Source organism: Parerythrobacter jejuensis, assembly GCF_039536765.1.
Taxonomy (GTDB): Bacteria; Pseudomonadota; Alphaproteobacteria; order Sphingomonadales; family Sphingomonadaceae; genus Parerythrobacter; species Parerythrobacter jejuensis.
Genome location: NZ_BAAAZF010000001.1, coordinates 1,839,573 through 1,859,954, shown reverse-complemented (window position 1 = coordinate 1,859,954; position 20,382 = coordinate 1,839,573). Strand labels below are relative to the sequence as shown.

Sequence of the window (20,382 nt, the reverse complement as noted above, 5' to 3'; positions counted from 1 at the left end):
TTTTGGTATTTTCTGTCCCGCAGGGCCGCTAGCAAGGGAATCGACGGGGGTCGAATCCGGTAACCGTTGTAACCGCCGAGTCGAGCGAGTCCCGCGATGAATGGTTGGGGCCTTGCCAGAATGTCGCGCTGCGGTAGGGATCGCTGTCAATGTGCCCCTCGGCTTTGCCAATCGCCCCTGCAAAGCTAGGTTGAACAAGCTCTTGAAAGGAATACCGAATTTCAACGCCGGCCGAATCTTCCTGTGAATTCGAATCGCTTGTCGGTGATCTCTCCCTGCGTGCCCGGGAGGCGCAACGCTCGCTGGCGCTGGTTTCTTCCGGTGAACGGGCCGCTGCCTTGCGGCTTGCAGCCACCGCGTTGCGCAGGCAGTCCGCGCAAATTCTTGAAGCAAATCAGCAAGATGTCTCGGCTGGACGCGCGCGCGGCCTTTCGGAGGCGCTGCTCGATCGGCTGGCCCTTGATGGCGCCAGGCTGACAGCGATCGCCGATGCAGTGGACGCGGTTGCCGGGCTCCCCGACCCCGTCGGCGAGACAATCGACCAGACGGAACGGCCCAACGGCTTGCACCTCGCGCGTGTTCGCATCCCCATCGGCGTAATCGGCATCATTTATGAAAGTCGCCCCAATGTTACTGCCGATGCGGCTGCGCTATGCGTGCGCAGCGGCAATGCAGCGATCCTGCGCGGTGGCAGTGAAGCGGTGCACTCCAATCGCGCGATCCATGCCGCTTTTGTCGAAGGTCTCGCCACAGGTGGCGTGTCCCCCGACGTGGTCCAGTTGATCCCGACACAGGATCGCGCCGCTGTCGGCGCCATGCTGGGGGCCAGCGGACAGATCGACATGATCGTGCCGCGAGGGGGCAAATCGCTGGTCTCGCGTGTTCAGGACGAAGCGCGGGTTCCGGTGCTCGCCCATCTCGATGGGATTTGCCACACTTACATCGATGCCCAAGCGTCGCCTGACATGGCCGTGGCTCTGGCGACCAATGCGAAAATGCGCCGCACCGGCATTTGCGGAGCGATGGAGACATTGCTGATCGATGCCGGCTTTGGCGCTGCCAGGCAGGTGCTGGGCGCGCTGCTCGATGCGGGCTGTGAAGTGCGTGGGGATGGCCGCGCCACAGCGTTGGACCCCCGTATCACGCCCGCCTCGGGCGAGGATTGGGACACCGAGTATCTTGCTCCTGTGCTGTCTGTCGCGATTGTTGACGGGATAGAGCCTGCACTCGATCATATTGCGCGCCATTCATCGGGCCATACCGATGCGATCGTGACCGAGGCGCAGGATGTTGCCGACGCATTTCTCGCACAGGTCGATTCGGCGATTGTAATGCACAATGCATCCTCCCAATTTGCCGATGGTGGTGAATTCGGCCTCGGCGCGGAAATTGGCATCGCGACCGGTCGTTTACATGCCCGAGGGCCCGTCGCGCTTGAGGGGCTGACAACTTACAAATGGATCGTGCGCGGCACGGGTCAGGCGCGCCCTTGACGGCCCCTGTCCGCACCGGCCTGCTCGGCGGCAGTTTCAATCCAGCCCATGGCGGGCATCGCCGGATTTCCCTGTTCGCGATGCAGGCATTGGGGCTGGATGAAGTCTGGTGGCTGGTTTCGCCGGGCAATCCGCTCAAACCGAGAAAGGGCATGGCGCCTATTGCTGCGCGCTACCGCTCGGCATTGGTACAGGCGCGCAATGCGCCGATCCGTGTCACTGCGATCGAGCAAACGCTGGGCACCCGCTACACCGTGAACACTCTGCGCGCATTGACCGGGCGCTTCCCCAAACGCGATTTCCTCTGGCTGATGGGGTCAGACAATCTGGCCCAGTTCCACCGGTGGAAGGCGTGGCGGGATATTGCGCGTATGATGCCGATTGCGGTGATCGCCCGGCCTGGTTATGATGCCCAAGCTGTTGCAAGCCCCGCAATGGCATGGCTGCGGGGGCATCGCGTCTCTCCAGCCGTTTTTCGCAAACGGGGTGTATGGAGCGCGCCGAGCCTGGTGAATTTACGTTTCGATCCGGATCCACGTTCGGCCACGGCAATCCGCCGTGCCGATCCGGACTGGGCGAGCCGGTATGGCACCGGCCCGCTGTTTGACCAGGTCACCCACCGACAGGTTTTCGACCGTTCCAGCCGTGGGCAGGCGGCGCCCGCTGCATGACTCGCAATCGGCCCCGACCATCCCCACCTTACCCGAATGACAGGAGTATCCACCTCGCCCATGACACCGGCGCAAACCCCCTCGCCCGCACCCGGCGCTTCACCCGCAATGGCTGAGGCAGAGCCCGGCACGCTCCACGCGCTCGTTCTCGAGCAGTTGGACGAGGACCAGGCGCAAGATGTCGTCTCGGTCCCGCTGGAAGGCAAATCCTCGATTGCCGATCACATGGTGATTGCTTCGGGTCGCTCGACCCGCCAGGTCGCCTCGATCGCGCAGAAGCTGGCCGAGTCGATCAAGCAGGCCGGCCACGGCCCTGTCCGCCTCGAAGGTTTGCCAGCCGCAGATTGGGTGCTGGTTGATGCCGGGGACGTGGTTGTCCACCTGTTTCGCCCGGAAGTGCGCAGCTTCTACAATCTCGAACGCATGTGGGCCTTCGGCGACGCACCGCCCGTACCAACCGGCACCGCCTGATCAGGGCCCGATCCGGGCCCGATCAGCCTCCGATCAAGCGTTGTCGCCCGGTGGCGCGTGACGTAAGGGGCGGCCATGCTGTTGCATGTCATTGCTCGCGGGAAGATTGCCCGGTCGCCGGAAGCCGACCTGGTCGCCCGCTATGACAAAAGGCTGACATGGCCGGTCAAGCTGACCGAATTGCCTGAAACCGGCGGGAGAATCCCCGACCCCCAATCGCCTTTCAAAACTGTGCTTCTCGACGAGCGCGGCAATGACTTGTCGTCGCAGGAATTGGCGGCCACACTCGAGAAATGGCGCGATGGCGGCATACGCGAAGCTCGCTTCGTCCTGGGCGCTGCAGATGGCCATTCGCCTGCCGATCGCGCGGATGCGGACCTGCTGCTGGCCTTCGGTTCAGCCACTTGGCCTCATTTGCTCGCCCGCGCGATGTTGATGGAACAGCTTTATCGCGCCACCAGCATTCTTGCAGGCCACCCGTATCATCGTGCAGGGTGACGCAATGACCCGGTATGCCTTGCCTTTTTTGTCCGTAGCGTTTGTCGCCGCCGGTGTCGGGCTTGCGATGCATACTGCTGGTGTGATGGCCCAGTCTGCAACGGGCCTGGAAGATCCGAACGACATTCGTGCCTCGATGGCGCGCGCCCAAGCCCAGGCGGCCGAGGCAGCGTCCCGCGGGGCCGAATTGGAACAGGCGGCCCGTCTGGCGACGCAGGAAGCGGAAAAGACCGCACAAGAGGCTGCAGCGCTGGCGGCGCGGATCCAGGAATCCGAAGCAAAGATCGGCGCCGCAGAAGCGCGGATCGGGCTGATTGAAAGCCAGCGTCAACAATTGGTGCGGCGTTTGGCGGAACGGCGGGAGCCGCTGGTCCGGCTAACCGGGGCGTTGCAGAAATTTGCACGCCGTCCGCTCGGCTTGTCTATCCTGCGCCCCGGATCGCTGCGTGAGACTGTCTATCTGCGGGCAATGCTGGAGACCACGATACCGCAAGTGCGCGCACGCACGGCGGCTTTGCGGGCTGAAATTGATCGCGGGCGGGCGCTTGAAGGAGAGGCAAGACAGGCGGTTGCTGCCCTCAACGACCAACAGGAGGAGTTGGGCCAACGGCGCCAGCGGCTCGCGGCGGTAGAAACCCGGCAACGGATTGAATCGCGCCAACGCAGCGGCGATGCGGCGCGCGAGACCGAACGGGCGCTGGCGCTGGCGGAGGAAGCGCGCGATCTGGGCGGATTAATCGACCGCTTGGGAGAGGCTGGCTCTTTGCGGGACGAGCTCGCCGCTTTGCCCGGCCCGATCCTGCGGCCTAACGTCCCCGCGCAAGCCCGAGTTGCGGCCGTTGCGCCTACTACATCCGAAACGCCGACGAGCGGAGCCGGTCTCGCTCCGGTGGGCCTGCAATTGCCTGTCACGGGGCAGACTTTGCTGGGGTTTGGATCGATTTCCGATGGCGGCGTGCGCAATGAAGGGGTGACATTGTCGCCGCGGGCCGGTGCGCAGGTTATCGCTCCTGCAGCAGGCCGGGTCGCTTTTGCCGGGCCCTATCGCGGATTTGGACGGATCGTGATTATCGAACATGGCGCGGGATGGACCAGCCTGATCACGGGACTGGCCCGTACTGATGTCGATGTCGGCGAGGAGCTGGTCGGCGGCGGCCCATTGGGCGTTGCGGGGGTCGATCAGCCTGAAGTCACGCTCGAATTGCGGCGCGCAGGCGAACCGGTCAATCCGCTCGATTTCATCGGCTAGAGTGAATGATAGTTGCGGAACCAGTCGATGTAGCGGCGCATGCCCTCGCGCACCGAAATCTTAGGGGCATAGCCGAAATCTCGTTTCATCGCGCTCACATCGGCATAGGTTTGCGTCACATCGCCCTTCTGCATGGGCAACATTTCCAAAACCGCTTTACGATCGCAGGCTGCTTCCATAATTTCGATCACGTCGAGAAGCTTTTCAGGGCGGCTATTGCCGATATTGTACACCGCATGCGGCGAAACTGATCCTCCCGGTTTCGCTGCGCCATTATCCACTGGAGGCTTGGCCAAACAAGCGACAATGCCGTCAACAATATCGTCGATATAGGTGAAATCTCGCTCCATCTCGCCATTGTTGAACACCGGGATGGGGATACCCCGCAAGATCTTGTCTGCGAATATCCAAGGCATCATGTCAGGCCGCCCAAAAGGGCCGTAGACGGTGAAGAACCGCAGTCCCGTGAGTGGCAGGCGGTACAAATGAGCATAGCTCTCGCTTAGCAATTCATCGGCCCGCTTGGTGGCCGCGTAAAGCGATACGGGGCGATCGGCCCGCTCTTCTTCCGAGAATGGTGCTGGCGTGTTTGTCCCGTACACGGAGGATGAGCTGGCATAGACCGTGTTGGGAATCGACCGCGTCCGGGCCAACTCGAGAATGTTGAAATGCCCGACCAAATTGGACTGCACATAAGCATGTGGGTTCTCGAGAGAGTAACGCACACCCGCCTGCGCCCCAAGGTGGACGATCGCTTCAAAGTCGGTGTTTGCCAGGGAGGCATTCAATTCTGCGTGGTCGGCAAAATCGACCTTGCGGAACTCGAAATGCCCGCCGCCCTTGCTGTAGAGCCGCTTCAGACGATCATTTTTCAAGCTGACCGGGTAATAATCATTTAGGTTGTCCAAGCCGGTCACTTTATGTCCGCCTTGTGCAAGGCGTTCAGACAAGGCTGCGCCAATAAACCCTGCGGCACCGGTGACTAGGACATGCATCAGAATAATCTTTCTCGAGTGATCATGGCGGAAACATGGCCGTCCACTGATGAACTTCCCTTACAGCGCTCCCTATCAAGCTCTGGTAAACGTCTCGTCAAGCTTGCCTCCTCTCAGGTTCGGCAGTGGTCGGCGGAACAGGCGGTAGCGCGAGTAATATTTCGACCGGCGTTGCCCCGCTCCGGGACGAACGACATCAAAGCCGATGTACCTCATCTGGCATTAACCTGCTCTAGGCGATACAAAACGCCTGTGCTGAGAGAGACATTCGTATGAAAATCGCCAACCTCGTTCGCTCTGCTGCCCTGGTGACTGCCGTGGCGCTGATTCCGGCGACAACCGCCGGATTTGCGCAGGTTGAAGGGCGCGCTGGCCCGGAATTTGCCAAGCTGTTTGCGACTTATCAGCGGGTCAAAGCGAGCTATGTCGAGCCGGTTGATGACGAGAAACTGATTCGTGGTGCAATCGACGGGATGCTGGCATCGCTCGATCCGCACTCCGCCTATCTCGACGGCGGTGATCTCCAGCGCCTCGAGACGCTGATTGATGGCAATTACTCCGGCCTGGGGCTGTCGGTGGTGATGGAAGATGGCGCGGTGAAGGTCATCAGCCCGTTCCGTGGCAGCCCGGCCGAGCAGGCGGGCATGAAGGCGGGCGACTTTATCACGCATCTCGATGGCGAACTGATTTATGGCGGCGATCTGGACGAAGCGGTACAACGCATGCGCGGGGTCGCAGGGTCGTCTATCCGCCTGACTGTATTCCGCCCCGGCCGTGACGAGCCGTTCGATCTGACCGTGACACGCGGCGTGATCGAGCTGGAGCCGGTCACTCACGAACTCAAGCCCGGTCGCATCGGTGTGATCACGGTCAACGAATTTTCCCGCGATGTCGGCGCAGACGTGCTGGCGGCATGGCAATCCATCCGCGAAAAATCGGCGGGGCGGGTCAATGGCCTGTTGCTCGATTTGCGCTCGAACCCGGGCGGCTCGCTTGATGAAGCCGTGGCGCTGTCAGACCTGTTCCTCGACAAGGGCCGGATCGTGTCGCAGCGGGGCCGTGCACGCGGCGAAACAATACTCTACGATGCCGAAACGGTCTTCCGCGGCGATATCGCCAGTGACGTGCCGATGATCGTACTGATCGATGCCGGTTCTGCTTCGGCCTCGGAAATTGTTGCAGGTGCCCTGCAGGATCATCGCCGGGCGCTGGTGATGGGAGAGCGCAGCTTCGGCAAGGGCAGCGTCCAGTCGCTGTTGCCGTTGGGCCGCGATGCCGCCCTGAAGCTGACCACAGCACGCTATTTCACGCCGGCTGGAAAATCGGTCCAGGAAGGCGGCATCAAGCCCGATATTGCGGTGCCCCAGATTTCCGATCCGGATTGGGAAAAGCGCAAGAAATTTCAGCTGCGCGAATCCGATTTGCGCGGTCATCTGGTCAACGAAGTCGGCCTCAAGGATGAAGAGCTGGAGGCGGACAAACAGGACGATCCGCGATTCAAGCTGACAGCAGCAGAGCTGAAGGAGCAGGGCATCGAAGATTTCCAGCTCCATTATGCCTTGCAGACGCTGCGGCGGACTACGCCAAGCTCGGTTGCCCTGCGCGACTAACACCCTATGGGGTAGCGTCATGATCGAAACACCATCGGAGCGGCTGGCCCGGCAAATTGCGCTCGCTATCCCTGCGCTGCTGCTGGCGGGCGCCTATATCGGGCAATACGGCTTTGGCCTCTATCCGTGTGAGATGTGCCTGTGGCAGCGCTGGCCGCATTTTGCCGCCGTTGGCCTCGCGCTGGTCGGGTCTTTCGCGGCACCCCGCACATTGTGGGTCGGCCTTGCAGCGCTTGCGATCCTGGCGTCGGGCGGCATCGGCGCCTTCCATGCCGGGGTCGAATATGGCTGGTGGGAAGGGATCACCGCTTGTGCCAACGCCGTCGAGCAGGGCGGCGATCCGCTGGATGCGATCATGAATGCCCCCATCGTGCGCTGTGATATGGCGCCCTGGGACCTGTTCGGAATTTCGTTGGCCGGCTGGAATTTCCTGATTTCGACACTAGCTGGAGTGGCAGTACTCGTCCTCTTGGCCAGAAGGAGCCGTGCATGACCAAGCCCGATCTCGACCGTATGATCCGTGTCGACCAGGCCGGCGAATTCGGCGCTACGCGGATTTATGAAGGCCAATTGGCCGTCATGGGCGACCGCGGGCCGCATTCGGGTGAGATTGCCGCGATGGCCCGCCAGGAAGAGGGGCATCGCGCCAAGTTTGATGCCCTGATGGCAGAGCGCGGCGTTCGCCCGACCGCCTTGCAGCCCTTCTGGAATATTGCCGGATACGCACTGGGTGCAGGCACGGCCTTGCTGGGGCCCGAAGCCGCGATGGCCTGCACCGCAGCGGTCGAAACAGAAATTGACAAGCACTATTCGGACCAGCTCGACGAGCTTGAGGAATCAGGCGCCGATCCCGAGTTGGCGGCCATGATCCACGAGTTCCGCGAGGACGAGCGCGAGCATCGCGATGCGGCGTTGGCAGCGGGCGCGGAGAATGCCCCTGCTTATCCGCTTTTGTCCGGCCTTATCAGGCTCGGCTGCCGCGCCGCCATCAAGGTGAGCGAGCGCGTCTGACCGGCGTTGTCCGTCCGGACAATGCCTGTAAGCGCTTCATATGCTATTCACGCCTGCCGGTGTTGGGTGAATCCCTGAACTGGCCAAAGATTGAAAGGCTTTCGACCATGATCCGTTTTGCCACCGCTTCCCTTGCCGCAATGGCAGCTCTGGCGATGACTGCGCCAGCCCACGCGCAAACCGATGCGGGCGACAAGGTGCGCATGGTCATCATCTATGGCGATGATGCGCGCCCCGAGGCCGAAGGTGACGAAATCCTGGTGGTTGCAACCATGCCGGAAAGCGAACGCTACCGCATTCCCGAGCAACTAAGGCTGAGTGATGATCCGGCCAACAGTGCCTGGGCCCAGCGGGTCGAGCGGTTCGATTTTGTCGGCGATTTCGGCACGCTGTCTTGCTCCCCCAGCGGCGCGGGAGGCATTACCGGCTGCACCCAGGACCTGATCGATGCGGCCTATGGTGCGCGTCGCGAAGGTTCCAATGTCAGGTTCAGCCAGCTGATCGAAGCGGCCCGGGCTGAACGACTTTCGACCATCGATGCTGATGCTGCTGCCGAGCAGGAGCGCGTCGAGTCGATCGAGCGCGAATATATGGAACGCCTGGAGCGTGAACGTCAAGCTGAAGTGCCCGGCGAGGAGGGGGCTGCATTACCGGCCCCGGAAAGCTCCGGCCCGGTTGATGATGGCGGCGAAGATGCCTCCGGTCTTGATCGGGACCCTGGCACCAGCTGATCCCGGCAGCCGCACTACCGCCCCCTTCCACAGCGCACCTGCCTTGAACTTGTGCGTTGCGTGGGCCCACTGGCCCCACTAAGGCTGCGCGCATGAGCGAAACCCGCAAAGTTATCACGGTCTTCGGCACGCGTCCCGAAGCGATCAAACTCTTCCCCCTCGTGCATGTCCTGGATGCCGATGACCGGTTTGACAGCCGCGTTCTCGTCTCCGGCCAGCATCGCGGTATGCTCGACCAGGTCCTGCAAATCGCTGACATTCAGCCGCATCATGATCTTGATGTAATGCAGCCTAACCAGTCACTCGATGCGCTGACCGCACGCCTGCTGACTGGGATCGGCGAAGTGCTCGATAAGGAACAGCCCGACTGGGTCATCGTCCAGGGCGATACTGCCACCGCCATGTGCGGCGCGCTTGCCGCTTACTATCGGAAGATTCCGGTCTGCCATGTCGAGGCTGGCCTGCGCAGCGGCGATATCTATCACCCCTGGCCTGAAGAGGTGAATCGCAAGGTCATCGGCAGTTTCGCCGCCTTGCACGCCGCCCCGACCGAAACCTCTGCCAACGCTCTCAAACGCGAGAATGTCGACCCTGCCAGTGTGCATGTGACCGGCAATACCGTGATCGATGCCTTGCACTGGATCACTTCCAAGGTTGCCGCCGAACCCCAGCTCGCCGGAGACCTGGCCGGTGTCGAAGCGCGCTTTGCCGGCAAGCGGATCATCGGTGTGACGTCCCACCGGCGTGAGAATTTCGGTGACGGCATGCGCGCGATTGCCAATGCGATCCGGCGGCTCGCGGCGCGCGAGGATGTTGCGCTGATATTCCCGGTCCACCTCAATCCCAATGTGCGCGAAATCATGCAGGGTGAGCTGGAAGGGCTGGACAATGTCGCCTTGCTCGAACCGCTTGATTATCCCCATTTTGCGCGGCTGCTCGATATCTGCACGCTGATGCTGACCGATAGCGGCGGGGTGCAGGAAGAGGCGCCTGCGCTTGGTAAACCGGTGCTGGTCATGCGCGAGACGACAGAGCGGCCCGAAGGCGTCGAGGCCGGAACGGCCAAACTTGTCGGTACCGACGAAGAAGCGATCGTGCGCGAAGTCGAGCGCCTGCTTGATGACGAGAATGCCTATGCCGAGATGGCGCGGGCGCACAATCCGTTTGGCGATGGCAAATCGGCCCTGCGGATTGCGGATATGCTTGCAGGCTGACTGGCTCCTGTTCTGGCCCCTGGTGCCAGCCCTGCCGCCTTGCAAAGGGAATGCGATCTGCTAGTGAACGACGGGTAGGTCGCGTTCTGGCCGAGCGGTTAGCTAGAGTCACTCACCAGATCATATGTTGAAAAGTAAAACAGCATCGCAGCGCCAGCTGATTGCGTTTTCGCTGGCAGCAGCGTTTCTTGTGGCAGTCTTTGCCATGGGGGGTGGCTCGCGGTCTGACATCTCATCGCTTGTTCTTCTGCGTCCGATGGCAGGACTGCTCTTGGCCTACGGCATTGTTACGTCGCTCAGGGCTGACTTTGAAGGTCTCCGGGCAATTTGGTTCATAATTGTCGCCTCGGCTGGCTTGGCATTCATCCATCTTATTCCTTTGCCTCCCGCGATCTGGCAATCGTTGCCGGGCAGAGAACTGATCGCTGAGATCGATTCGACGATTGGATTGGAAGGGGTTTGGCGACCCATTTCTCCGGTGCCTGGCGAGGCCGCCAATGCCCTCTTCTCATTGATGGTTCCTGCTGCATTTTTTCTATTGCTGATACGGCTCGACCATGACTCGTTGTTCAGGCTCCTGACACTGATTTTGGCCTTGGGGGGCGTTAGTGCGGCCTTTGGCATTATCCAGGCTGCGGGAGGCGACGCCTTCTACACCTATCGGATCACCAATCCTGAATTTTCCGTTGGCTTGTTTGCAAACCGTAACCACCAGGCATTCTTGCTGGCCATGCTCCTGCCAATGCTCGGTGTCTTTGCCGCTTGGCCTGCGCGTACCGTCGAGCATGCGCGCTTTCGCAGCATGCTCGCGATGATATGCGCACTTCCGCTTGTGCCGCTTATCATCATTACCGGATCCCGCATGGGATTGGTCGTTGGGGTTCTTGGCATTCTTGCTGCGGTATTGATTTACCAGCGGGTATCCGGCCGAAAAGCAGGTGATAGGAATTTGCCAGCAAAAGAGCGGCGCAAGCTGATGGTGGCGGGCTTTCTCGCTGTCATTTTGCTGGGCATTGTGACGGTCGTGGCTGCGCAAACCACCACATTTGATCGGCTTGGTTCGGAAGATGGTGCTCTGGACAATATCCGCTTCCAGGTCTGGCGGCCAATTCTTGCGAGCACGTGGGATCACTTTCCGATTGGCTCTGGGATCGGTTCATTTGTTGAGGTCTATAAAGTCTACGAGCCGGATGCGTTGCTCAGTGAAAAGTATCTCAATCACGCCCATAATGATTGGCTCGAAGTTGTCATGGTTGCAGGGTTGCCGGGCCTATTTCTGCTGTCGATGCTTGTGGTTGTCGTTGGCACCAATGCAATCGAGCTCATTCGAAGGAATGACCGCGGGAAGGGCGCGCTGCTCGGCTATCTAGCGATTGCGTTGATCTCTTTCCTCGCGCTTACCAGTGTTTTTGACTATCCATTGCGGACGCCGATCCTGTCTTGCCTCTTTGCTTTTGCCTTGGTCTGCCTTAGGAGGCAAAAACCTTTGGCAAGAGGCTGAGGCTTGGCTCAGTTCACTCATCATCTGAGGATTTCTAAATACGTGTTTGAACAGCTACGAATGATAGCGGCCGTTGGATTGGCGTTGAGCCTCTCTGCCTGCTTTGGAGGCGGTTCAGCGCTTGCTCCAGGTGCGGGCTTGGAAATTGTTCGTGGCGAAGGCCTGCCAGCCCCCGGGGTTGCAGACACGAGCCCGGCACCGCGGGAATTCGTGCTTGGGCCTTTGGACAAGATCGACGTCGTCGTCTTTGGTATTGGAGCTCTGTCTGCTGAAGATGTTCAGATTGATACAGCGGGCAACATTGCAGTGCCGCTTGCGGGAACAGTGCGAGCGGCCGGCCGGACGCCTTCTGAGCTTTCATCCACTATCGAAGGCTTACTGAAGCAGAAGAAGGTCCGTAATCCCGATGTGGCGATCAATGCAGTGGATATCAGGAGCCAGCTCGTCACTGTCGAGGGTGAGGTCAAGCAGCCGGGGATGTTCCCTGTCGAAGGAAACATGACACTGTTGAGAGCTGTGGCCTTGGCGCAAGGGCCATCTGAGTTCGCTCGCCTCAACGAGGTTCTTGTCTTTAGAAATGTCGGCGATCAGCGCATGGTCGGGGTATATGATCTGCGCGCATTGCGGGCAGGGACCTATTCTGATCCCTCGATCTTTGCCAATGATGTCGTGGTTGTCGGAGATTCGCCATCTCGCAGGGCGTTCAGCATGATCGTACAGGGCGCTGCTCTCCTTAGCCCTCTTGTAATCTTGCTTACCCGATAGGTCACGAAAGCCATGTCACAGAACGCCCGCTCAGAGGCCGAGTCTACTCAATTCGAGGCTGATCCGGCTCTGCTCACGGCCGACCCACAAGGGGCGGCTCTTGGGCCAGCCCTCCTGCACTATTGGAATATCCTCAAGCGCAGGCGTTTCGTAATTGCCGGTGTTGTGGTCGGGGCCATCATGATGGGCTTGGTCGCGACGTTGCTCATGCCGAAGCAGTATACGGCGATATCCCGAATTGAAATTGATAGAGAAAAGCGGGAAATCAGCACGGGCGACGGCTTGGAATCTTCCGACGCGAGTCGCGATCTTGAATTCTACCAAACTCAATATTCGCTGCTGGAATCGCGCTCTTTGGCGATGCGTGTTTCGAAGAAGTTGAAACTGGCCGCCAACGAGCGATTTTTTGACACGCATGGTGCCGCGCCTGAAGATGGCAATGACTTTGCGACTGCCAACATAGCGCTTAGCGCGGCGGACCGCGCGGAGCGCGAAAAGCAAGTGGTTGAGCTTCTGCTGGACCATTTGAGCATCAGACCCTTGCGTGGATCGGCATTGATCGACGTAGCCTACAGGTCCACCTCTCCGGAAATTTCGGCGTCCATCGCAAACGCCTGGGTTGAAGAGTATATCCAGTCGAACCTCGACAGGCGATATTCTTCGGCTTCCTCAGCGCGTGAATTCCTCGAGGAGAGGTTGCAGACACTGCGTGTGCGCCTGGAGGAATCCGAGCGAAACATCGTCAATTACGCCGCAAATAATGACATCATAACAGTCGTCGGATCGAGCGATGGGACGGTTGAAGGCGAGCGGACTTTGCTGGCCAGCAATTTGGAGGCGCTCAACCAAGCCCTGGTCGGTGCAATCGCTGAACGCGTCCGCGCTGAGAGTAGAGCAAAGGAGGCCTCCAGTTCGCTAAGTGCAGAGCTGCTTGCAAACACTTCGATTGGTACGCTTCGACAGCGTCGAGCGGAGCTTTCTGCCGAAGTTGAACGGCTGAAGACACAGTTCGAGGAGGGTTACCCTGCGCTAGAGGCGTCGCAGCAACAATTGCGTGAGCTTGACCGCAGCATTGCGCAGGAAGAGGCGCGAGTGCGCAATATACGCTCGAGCGCCAGGGCGGACGAGTATCGCGAAGCCCTGCGGCGAGAAAATGATCTGCGGCAGCGGGTCACAGATTTGAAACTTGAACTGGAATCCCAACGCCGCGCTGGGATTCAATACAACATTTATCGGCGAGATGTTGATACCAGCCGCGAACTCTACAATGGCTTGTTGCAACGCTTCAAGGAGATTGGTGCAGCAGGGGTTGGTTTGAACAATATCTCAATCGTTGACCGGGCAGAGGTTCCAGACGAGCCTTCGTCACCCAATCTGCCAATCAATATGGCGCTGGCATTATTGGCGGGTCTTATACTGTCAGGCGGCCTGGTCTTCGCTCTCGAGCAGATAGACGAGGGTCTCGAGAGTCCCCGCGACGTGGCAAACTTACTGGGCCAAACACTGCTCGGCGGAGTGCCGCGCGTCGCGGACTTCACGCTTGCCGATCTACAAGATCCGAAGAGTGAACTGTCAGAGGCATATACGACGATTTGGTCCAACCTTGCATTCTCGTCACCTCGAGGATTGCCTCGATCGCTTGTGTTCACGAGCACTAAGCCGAATGAAGGCAAGACCATTTCTTCGACGGCCCTGGCGCTTATCATTGCGAGAGCCGGCAAGCGTGTGCTCTTGGTGGACGGTGATCTCCGCTCACCATCCGTGCACCTATTTGTCGGCACCAGCAACGAACGGGGATATGCCAACTACCTCGCGGGTGATGATGATTGGCGTGGCCTTGTACAGGACAGTTCGTTCAAGAACCTGTCTGTCATATCGACAGGACCGAAACCTCCGAACCCAGCTGAACTGCTGAGCTCGGACCGCACCAAGCAGCTCATCGATAGCCTGTCGTCCGAATACGATCTTGTCATTATTGATGCGCCTCCGGTGCTTGGACTTGCCGATGCGCCGCTCCTTGCGCGCGAGGTAGAAGGTTGTGTCTTCGTTTCCGAAGTGGCTGGCGCGCCAGCACGTGAGATAAACGCCTCTATCAATCGCCTCCATGCCGTTCAGGTTAACGTTTTGGGAGTAGTCCTTACCAAGATTGATGAGCAAGCCCACGGCTATGGCTATGGCTATGGCTATGGCTATGGCAACTCCGGCGATCAGGACCTTTAGGCTGCTTCCGCCATGAGCCTTGACAAAGAAGCGACAGGGATCAGTCCAGCCCGCAAGACCTTTGGGATCCTTCTTGGCGTCTTGCTCGCGGTTATCTCCTTTATGGCTGCTGTCGGCGAGGTATTTGTCTTTTCCAACCCCCAACTGACGCAATCCGTTGGCCTCACAAGTGTCGGTCAGGCACGTCTCAATTCGACGATGCGCGATATCGCGGCCGAAGAGTTGGAGCAGTCTGACCCAAGCCTTGCGCTTGTCGGCCGGGGCGCGCTGCTGGAAAACCCTCTCAACGCAACCGGCATTACTGCAATTGCTATGCAGCGCTATGGCAGCGAAGATTATGATGATGCCCTAAGGCTTGGCTTGCTATCCGACCGTATCAACCGTCGCGACCTTGGCGGACAGCTTCTTTTGTTCCAGACCAATCTGCAAATGAGCGATTTCGACCAAGCGATCAAACACTTGGATACGGCGGTGAGGACAGCTGGTGATCGTCAGCCGCTCCTGTTTGGCCTCATCGCGCAGGCTTTGCGCTTCGAGGAGTTTCGTGCTGCCTTGGCGCCGAAATTCAATGAAGGGCGCGATTGGACCGCGCCTTTCTTGATTCATGCCGTGGATCAGTCTTCCGAGGCTGATGCAGTTCAGAAGGTGCTTTTAAAGCTTGAGCCAGATGTGCTCCAAGAGCTGACTCCGAGGATTGCAGGACGCACGCTTTCAAAACTTATTGCGCAGGGCCAGTATCCTGAAGCCCTTTCACTTCTGGAGGCCCTGCCGACCAAAGATACGAGGCTTCTGGCGAAGTTTGGATTTGCTTCGGAGACGGTCGATCCTGAAATTGGCGCCTTTGCCTGGACTGCTGGCGCGCAAGAAAACGTTTTGGCCGAACTGAATCTTGAGCCGGGCCAGGCGGAGGACGTGCCACTTGCGAAGATCGACATTGGCGCCGGAATTGAAGAGCTTGCGCTGTCAAGATTGATGGCGCTTCCGGCTGGCAGCTATCAAATCGACAGGCGGGAAACGTCCGAGAATGGCGGAAGTTTGCTTTGGCGGATCCGCTGTGCAGATGGGCAATCCTTCCCAGACATATGGACTTCCGAAACTGGCGAGACTGTTGTCATCCCTGCTTCTTGCCCGTTCCAGATGGTCCAGGTTTATGGTCGTAACACGCGGGCTTCCGAGCCAGCTGCGGTCATCATCAATGCGGTCGAATTGACCAGATCCTGAGCTAGCCGCACATACCCGGAAAGCGATTGCTACTGGTTCGGAAATCGCTATAGGCCCGGGCTGACCCTCGAAGTCAGAATTATTAATGTGGATGGCGAGACATTGGAACTGAAGAACAAGCGCGTACTCGTGACTGGGGCCGATGGCTTTATCGGATCTCATCTCGTCGAGTATCTGGTGGAGCAGGGGGCGGACGTCCGGGCGTTTGTATACTACAACAGCTTCAACAGTTGGGGTTGGCTTGACCAGAGCTCTGAAACCGTTCGGCGCTCAATCGATGTATTTGCCGGGGACATTCGTGATCCCAACGGTGTTCGGACTGCCATGCAAGACTGCGACGTCGTTATGCACCTCGCTGCGCTCATCGCTATCCCTTTCTCCTACCACTCGCCAGATAGCTACGTCGATACCAACGTCAAAGGCACTCTGAACATAGTCCAGGCTGCTCGAGACCTTGGGGTTGAGCGCGTCGTGCACACTTCGACGAGCGAAGTTTATGGCACCGCGCGCTACGTTCCCATCGATGAAGCGCACCCCCTTCAAGGCCAGTCGCCCTACTCTGCTAGCAAGATCGGCGCAGATCAGATCGCTCAAAGCTTCTATTTGTCGTTTGATACGCCGGTGACCACAATTCGTCCCTTCAACACCTATGGGCCAAGGCAATCCGCCCGTGCGGTCATTCCGACAATCATCACCCAGCTTGCTGCCGGCAAGGAGGAAATCAAACTCGGAGCCACGCATCCGACGCGCGACTTCAATTATGTTCGTGATACTGTGCGCGGGTTTTGCGCGGTCGCCGAAGCTGACAGCGCGATTGGTGAAGTCATCAATGTCGGGAGCAATTACGAAATCTCCATTGGCGATACCGCTAAGCTCATCGCTGAGCGTATGGGTAAGAGCATCAAGGTCACAAGCGACGACCAGCGCATGCGGCCGGAGAAGAGCGAGGTTGAGCGGCTTTGGGCTTCCAATGAAAAAGCGCGAGATCTTGCAGGCTGGACGCCGGATTACGGGGATCATGAGGGCTTTGGCCGCGGCCTCGATGAAACCATCGAATGGTTCATCGATGCGTCCAATCTGGCCCGCTACAAAGCCGATACTTATAACATATAATCCTTCTCGGAATGGGATGGCACTCAGACCATGACGACACTCACCAACTCCATTCTCGAGGCGGTTCGCGAAGGCGCTGGATTCCCCGAGGCCTTCACCCCGCTGCACGAACCTGAGTTTGCGGGTCGAGAAGAGGACTATGTTGCCGACTGCATCCGCACTGGCTGGGTTTCGAGTGTTGGCTCTTTCGTAGACCGTTTTGAAGCGGATCTTGCAGAATTCACCGGTTGCAGCCGAGCGGTTGCGACCGTCAACGGCACCGCTGCGCTCCATATCGCGTTGAAGTGTTCAGGTGTCCAAGCAGGGGATGAGGTCCTTCTGCCCACTCTGACGTTTGTAGCGACTGCAAACGCGACCTCTTACGCAGGCGCCATTCCGCATTTTGTCGATAGTGAAGCGACCACGTTGGCTGTCTGTCCCGAAGCTCTGCGAAGCCATCTCGAAGAATGCGCGGAGAAACGCGATGGTGGCTGCTTCAATCGCAAGACTGGCCGCCGGATTGCTGCCCTTGTCGTCATGCATGCGTTCGGCCATCCCGCGCAACTCGATCCATTGCTGGAATTGTGCCGGGAATGGTCGATCCCGCTCGTCGAGGATGCTGCTGAGTCTCTTGGTTCATACTACCAAGGCCGCCACACGGGCGGCTTCGGCCTGGTTTCAGCCCTCAGCTTCAATGGCAACAAGATCCTCACCACCGGAGGTGGTGGCGCCATACTCACGAATGATCCCGCGATCGCTGATCGTGCCAAGCATCTGACCACTACCGCGCGTATCTCAGACGGGTGGAATTTTACTCATGACGAAATCGGCTACAATTATCGTCTGCCAAACCTCAATGCCGCCCTCGGATGCGCACAGTTAGAGCGTATCACTGACATGTTGCAACGCAAGCGTGCGCTTGCGATGCGATACAAGGCGCTCTTTAAAGACATTGCGGGTGTGCGGCTCCTTGAAGAGCCGCAGGGCACCGAGAGCAATTACTGGCTTTGCACGCTGGTACTGGAACAATTTGATCATCAGCTGCACACAGAGGTGCTTTCGGCACTTAACGATGCGGGCTTGATGGCACGACCTGTTTGGACCCTGATGCATCGGCTGCCCATGTTTGCGGATGCACCACGGGCAGACCTTTCGTGCGCCGAACGCCTGGCAGTGCAAATCATCAACATCCCGAGCAGCCCCAAGCTGTTCGCGGCGCCTGCCGGGGCTGGGGGTGATGTGTGACCCTGGCATTGATCACAGCCCGGGGCGGGTCAAAAGGTATTCCGCGCAAGAATATTCGGATGATTGCCGGGAAGCCACTGATAGCCTGGACTATCGAAGCTGCCCTGTCTTCCCGATCGATTGCGCGGGTCGTGGTTTCGACAGAAGACGAAGAGATAGCATCCGTCGCCCGCCAGTACGGCGCTGATGTGCCCTTTATGCGTCCTGCCGAATTGGCCGATGATAACGCATCAAGCCAAAGCGTTGTCGCACATGCATGTGAACAATTGCCCGAATATAAGGATCTGGTGCTGCTCCAACCGACTTCGCCCCTGCGGACTTCGGAGCATATCGAAGGAATTCTCGAGCTTAGCCGTCGAACCAAGACCTTGTCGGCTACTTCAGTGACGGAAGTTCGTGACCATCCGGCAATCATGTATCATTGCGGCGAAGCCGGTGATATGGTCCCTTATGCCGGTGAAAAGAAGGCTACCCGAAGGCAGGACCTTGAACAGTTGTTTTCCCTCAACGGTGCGCTGTATTGGGTCAGCGTGGCTTGGTTTTTGGAGCATCGAGCCTTGGTCAGCCAAGATACGCGGGCCTATATTATGGAAGCGGAGGACTCCGTCGACGTGGACGACATGCTCGATTGGAAGTTCGCGGAAATGCTGCTGCGCGCGCGGCACAAATCGAGCCAGTGAGTGACCTGTTTATCTTGGGAACCGGCGGCCAAGCGCGGGACATTGCTGAAATCGCTTTCCGGCTTGATTGGCGACCGATCTTTGTGACGCGCGATCAAGCTGAAATAGAGAGTTGGCAGGGCAGTGATGAAATCGCGCTTGAGGATCAGGTTGTCACAAAGGGTGACGCAGCGTTCGCCATCGGAATCGGAGACAACCAAACGCGTCGGTTGGCCGCAAACAAATACCGGCAGCAGTTAAGATTTCCCGCCCTGATCGATCCCGACAGCTCGCTTGCGCGCGGCATGTTTGACATGCTGTCTAAAACCGCTGGTACCGTGGTATTCCCCGGGGTGAGAGTGATGGGTGGTTGCAAGATCGGTGATTTCTGCACCCTCAATCTCAATGCTACGGTTTCGCACGATTGTGTGCTGGATGACTTCGTCAATTTGTCGCCTGGCGCTCATTTGGCCGGAAATGTTTTTGTCGCCGAAGGAGCTTGGGTAGGCATGGGGGTTGTGGTGAATCAAGGTACGGATGCATCACCGCGTCAGATTGGTGCCTGGTCTGTTGTTGGTTCGGGGGCGGCGGTCGTCCACGATGTCCGGCCTCGTGCAACATCAGTCGGCGTCCCAGCCAAGGAGAAACTCTTGTGACACTGATCATTGCCGAGGCAGGAGTAAATCATAATGGCGACATGGGGGTGGCCCGTAAACTGGTGAAGGCGGCGGCAGATGCGGGCGCTGACCTGGTTAAGTTCCAAACCTTCACAGCGAGCAAGATTGCTTCCGCAAATGCCCCCAAGGCTGCTTATCAACAGACATCGACAGGGACGGACGAAAGCCAACTCGAGATGGTTCGAAAGCTCGAGCTTTCTCGCGAGGACCACTACGATCTGATGCAGGAATGCAAGGAATGTGGCATCGGTTTCTTCTCGACCGGTTTCGATATCGACAGTCTGGATTTCCTTTTCGAGCTTGGGATCGACCGAGTAAAAATCCCCTCTGGAGAGATCACGAACTTGCCGCTGTTGCGCCATGTTGCTGGCAGAGGCCTTCCCATCATTCTTTCGACCGGAATGGCGAATCTTGGCGAAATTGAATCAGCGGTTGATGTCCTTGAAGACGGCGGTGCAGATCGCGAAGATCTGACGATCCTTCACTGCAACACTGAATACCCGACCCCTATGCACGATGTTAATCTGCGTGCGATGGCCAATATCGGCAGAGCGTTAGGCACCTCTCACGGCTATTCCGACCATACCGCCGGTATCGAAGTCTCCATTGCGGCAGTCGCGCTTGGGGCAAGCGTAATCGAAAAACACTTTACTCTCGATCGTACGCTCCCAGGCCCAGATCATGCTGCGAGTCTTGAGCCCGAAGAATTGCGCGCGATGGTGCGTTCTATCCGGAATATCGAGGCTGCCATGTCTGGCGACGGTATCAAGCGCCCTTCGCCCAGCGAAGTTGGCAATCGGTCCATAGTGCGAAAGTCGATAGTCGCGGCATGCCCGATATCGAAGGGTGAGGCATTCACGGTCAAGAACCTAACCACCAAACGCCCTGGTGATGGCGTTTCTCCAATGCGCTGGGATGCAGTGATCGGGCAAGTGGCGCAGAAGAACTATGTCCCTGATGAAATGATCGAGATTTCGTCTGGCAACAGGAGGGAGGGCGTGTGACAACCTCTCTCGTGAAAGCAAGCTCCAATCGGGGTTTGCGAGAAGGTGAGTTTTC

20 protein-coding genes are annotated in these 20,382 nt (G+C 58.7%); 19 read left to right on the top strand and 1 reads right to left on the bottom strand.

Annotation, left to right across the window (positions count from 1 at the left end):
* The first annotated feature begins 218 nt into the window (after positions 1 to 218).
* From ABD653_RS09190 to ABD653_RS09170, 5 genes are all read left to right on the top strand, one after another.
* Positions 219 to 1,493, top strand: a complete 1,275-nt coding sequence (locus ABD653_RS09190) for a glutamate-5-semialdehyde dehydrogenase (RefSeq protein ID WP_160780318.1) — start codon at positions 219 to 221, stop codon at positions 1,491 to 1,493.
* The gene (locus ABD653_RS09185) at positions 1,457 to 2,164 is read left to right on the top strand and encodes a nicotinate-nucleotide adenylyltransferase (RefSeq protein ID WP_160778403.1); all 708 of its coding nucleotides are present in this window, start codon (positions 1,457 to 1,459) and stop codon (positions 2,162 to 2,164) included. The genes ABD653_RS09190 and ABD653_RS09185 overlap by 37 nt, the downstream gene beginning before the upstream one ends.
* Before the next feature lie 108 nt (positions 2,165 to 2,272).
* On the top strand, positions 2,273 to 2,635 hold the full coding sequence (gene rsfS / locus ABD653_RS09180) for a ribosome silencing factor (protein ID WP_160778402.1): 363 nt from the start codon (positions 2,273 to 2,275) through the stop codon (positions 2,633 to 2,635).
* 75 nt (positions 2,636 to 2,710) lie between these two features.
* Positions 2,711 to 3,133, top strand: coding sequence for a 23S rRNA (pseudouridine(1915)-N(3))-methyltransferase RlmH (locus tag ABD653_RS09175; RefSeq protein ID WP_160778401.1), 423 nt, complete (start codon positions 2,711 to 2,713; stop codon positions 3,131 to 3,133).
* 4 nt (positions 3,134 to 3,137) lie between these two features.
* The gene (locus tag ABD653_RS09170) at positions 3,138 to 4,382 is read left to right on the top strand and encodes a murein hydrolase activator EnvC family protein (protein ID WP_160778400.1); all 1,245 of its coding nucleotides are present in this window, start codon (positions 3,138 to 3,140) and stop codon (positions 4,380 to 4,382) included.
* Here ABD653_RS09170 and ABD653_RS09165 read toward each other — a convergent pair.
* Complete coding sequence (locus ABD653_RS09165) at positions 4,379 to 5,377, bottom strand: NAD-dependent epimerase/dehydratase family protein (RefSeq protein WP_160778399.1); 999 nt, start codon at positions 5,375 to 5,377, stop codon at positions 4,379 to 4,381. The two genes, ABD653_RS09170 and ABD653_RS09165, sit on opposite strands and share 4 nt — an antisense overlap.
* Before the next feature lie 272 nt (positions 5,378 to 5,649).
* On the opposite strand from ABD653_RS09165, the gene ABD653_RS09160 reads away from it, so the two are divergent.
* The 14 genes from ABD653_RS09160 to neuB all read left to right on the top strand — a co-directional run bounded on the left by ABD653_RS09160 (position 5,650) and on the right by neuB (position 20,327).
* Positions 5,650 to 6,987 (top strand): S41 family peptidase, encoded by a 1,338-nt coding sequence (locus tag ABD653_RS09160; protein ID WP_160778398.1) that lies wholly within the window; start codon positions 5,650 to 5,652, stop codon positions 6,985 to 6,987.
* 19 nt (positions 6,988 to 7,006) lie between these two features.
* Entirely contained in the window at positions 7,007 to 7,480 is a 474-nt protein-coding gene (locus ABD653_RS09155; protein ID WP_160778397.1) for a disulfide bond formation protein B, read from the top strand.
* Entirely contained in the window at positions 7,477 to 7,998 is a 522-nt protein-coding gene (locus ABD653_RS09150; RefSeq protein ID WP_160778396.1) for a demethoxyubiquinone hydroxylase family protein, read from the top strand. The genes ABD653_RS09155 and ABD653_RS09150 overlap by 4 nt, the downstream gene beginning before the upstream one ends.
* Before the next feature lie 107 nt (positions 7,999 to 8,105).
* Positions 8,106 to 8,729, top strand: a complete 624-nt coding sequence (locus tag ABD653_RS09145) for a hypothetical protein (RefSeq protein ID WP_160778395.1) — start codon at positions 8,106 to 8,108, stop codon at positions 8,727 to 8,729.
* Between the two features lie 92 nt (positions 8,730 to 8,821).
* A complete protein-coding gene (gene wecB, locus ABD653_RS09140; protein WP_160778394.1) occupies positions 8,822 to 9,943 on the top strand; it encodes a non-hydrolyzing UDP-N-acetylglucosamine 2-epimerase in 1,122 nt (373 codons plus the stop codon).
* Positions 9,944 to 10,067: 124 nt separating this feature from the next.
* Positions 10,068 to 11,444, top strand: a complete 1,377-nt coding sequence (locus ABD653_RS09135; protein ID WP_160778393.1) for an O-antigen ligase family protein — start codon at positions 10,068 to 10,070, stop codon at positions 11,442 to 11,444.
* A 3-nt stretch (positions 11,445 to 11,447) separates the two neighbouring features.
* Positions 11,448 to 12,209: a polysaccharide biosynthesis/export family protein gene (locus ABD653_RS09130; RefSeq protein WP_234032126.1), complete on the top strand. Its 762-nt coding sequence runs from the start codon at positions 11,448 to 11,450 to the stop codon at positions 12,207 to 12,209.
* Positions 12,210 to 12,221: 12 nt separating this feature from the next.
* The gene (locus ABD653_RS09125; RefSeq protein ID WP_160778392.1) at positions 12,222 to 14,429 is read left to right on the top strand and encodes a GumC family protein; all 2,208 of its coding nucleotides are present in this window, start codon (positions 12,222 to 12,224) and stop codon (positions 14,427 to 14,429) included.
* A gap of 12 nt (positions 14,430 to 14,441) precedes the next feature.
* Complete coding sequence (locus tag ABD653_RS09120) at positions 14,442 to 15,650, top strand: hypothetical protein (RefSeq protein ID WP_160778391.1); 1,209 nt, start codon at positions 14,442 to 14,444, stop codon at positions 15,648 to 15,650.
* A 102-nt stretch (positions 15,651 to 15,752) separates the two neighbouring features.
* On the top strand, positions 15,753 to 16,763 hold the full coding sequence (locus ABD653_RS09115; RefSeq protein WP_325065368.1) for an NAD-dependent 4,6-dehydratase LegB: 1,011 nt from the start codon (positions 15,753 to 15,755) through the stop codon (positions 16,761 to 16,763).
* Between the two features lie 30 nt (positions 16,764 to 16,793).
* Complete coding sequence (locus tag ABD653_RS09110) at positions 16,794 to 17,987, top strand: LegC family aminotransferase (protein ID WP_160778390.1); 1,194 nt, start codon at positions 16,794 to 16,796, stop codon at positions 17,985 to 17,987.
* On the top strand, positions 17,984 to 18,667 hold the full coding sequence (locus ABD653_RS09105) for an acylneuraminate cytidylyltransferase family protein (protein WP_160778389.1): 684 nt from the start codon (positions 17,984 to 17,986) through the stop codon (positions 18,665 to 18,667). The genes ABD653_RS09110 and ABD653_RS09105 overlap by 4 nt, the downstream gene beginning before the upstream one ends.
* Positions 18,664 to 19,302 (top strand): PglD-related sugar-binding protein, encoded by a 639-nt coding sequence (locus ABD653_RS09100; protein ID WP_160778388.1) that lies wholly within the window; start codon positions 18,664 to 18,666, stop codon positions 19,300 to 19,302. The genes ABD653_RS09105 and ABD653_RS09100 overlap by 4 nt, the downstream gene beginning before the upstream one ends.
* On the top strand, positions 19,299 to 20,327 hold the full coding sequence (gene neuB, locus ABD653_RS09095) for an N-acetylneuraminate synthase (protein ID WP_325065367.1): 1,029 nt from the start codon (positions 19,299 to 19,301) through the stop codon (positions 20,325 to 20,327). Before ABD653_RS09100 ends, neuB begins: the two co-directional genes overlap by 4 nt.
* The last annotated feature ends 55 nt before the right edge of the window (positions 20,328 to 20,382 follow it).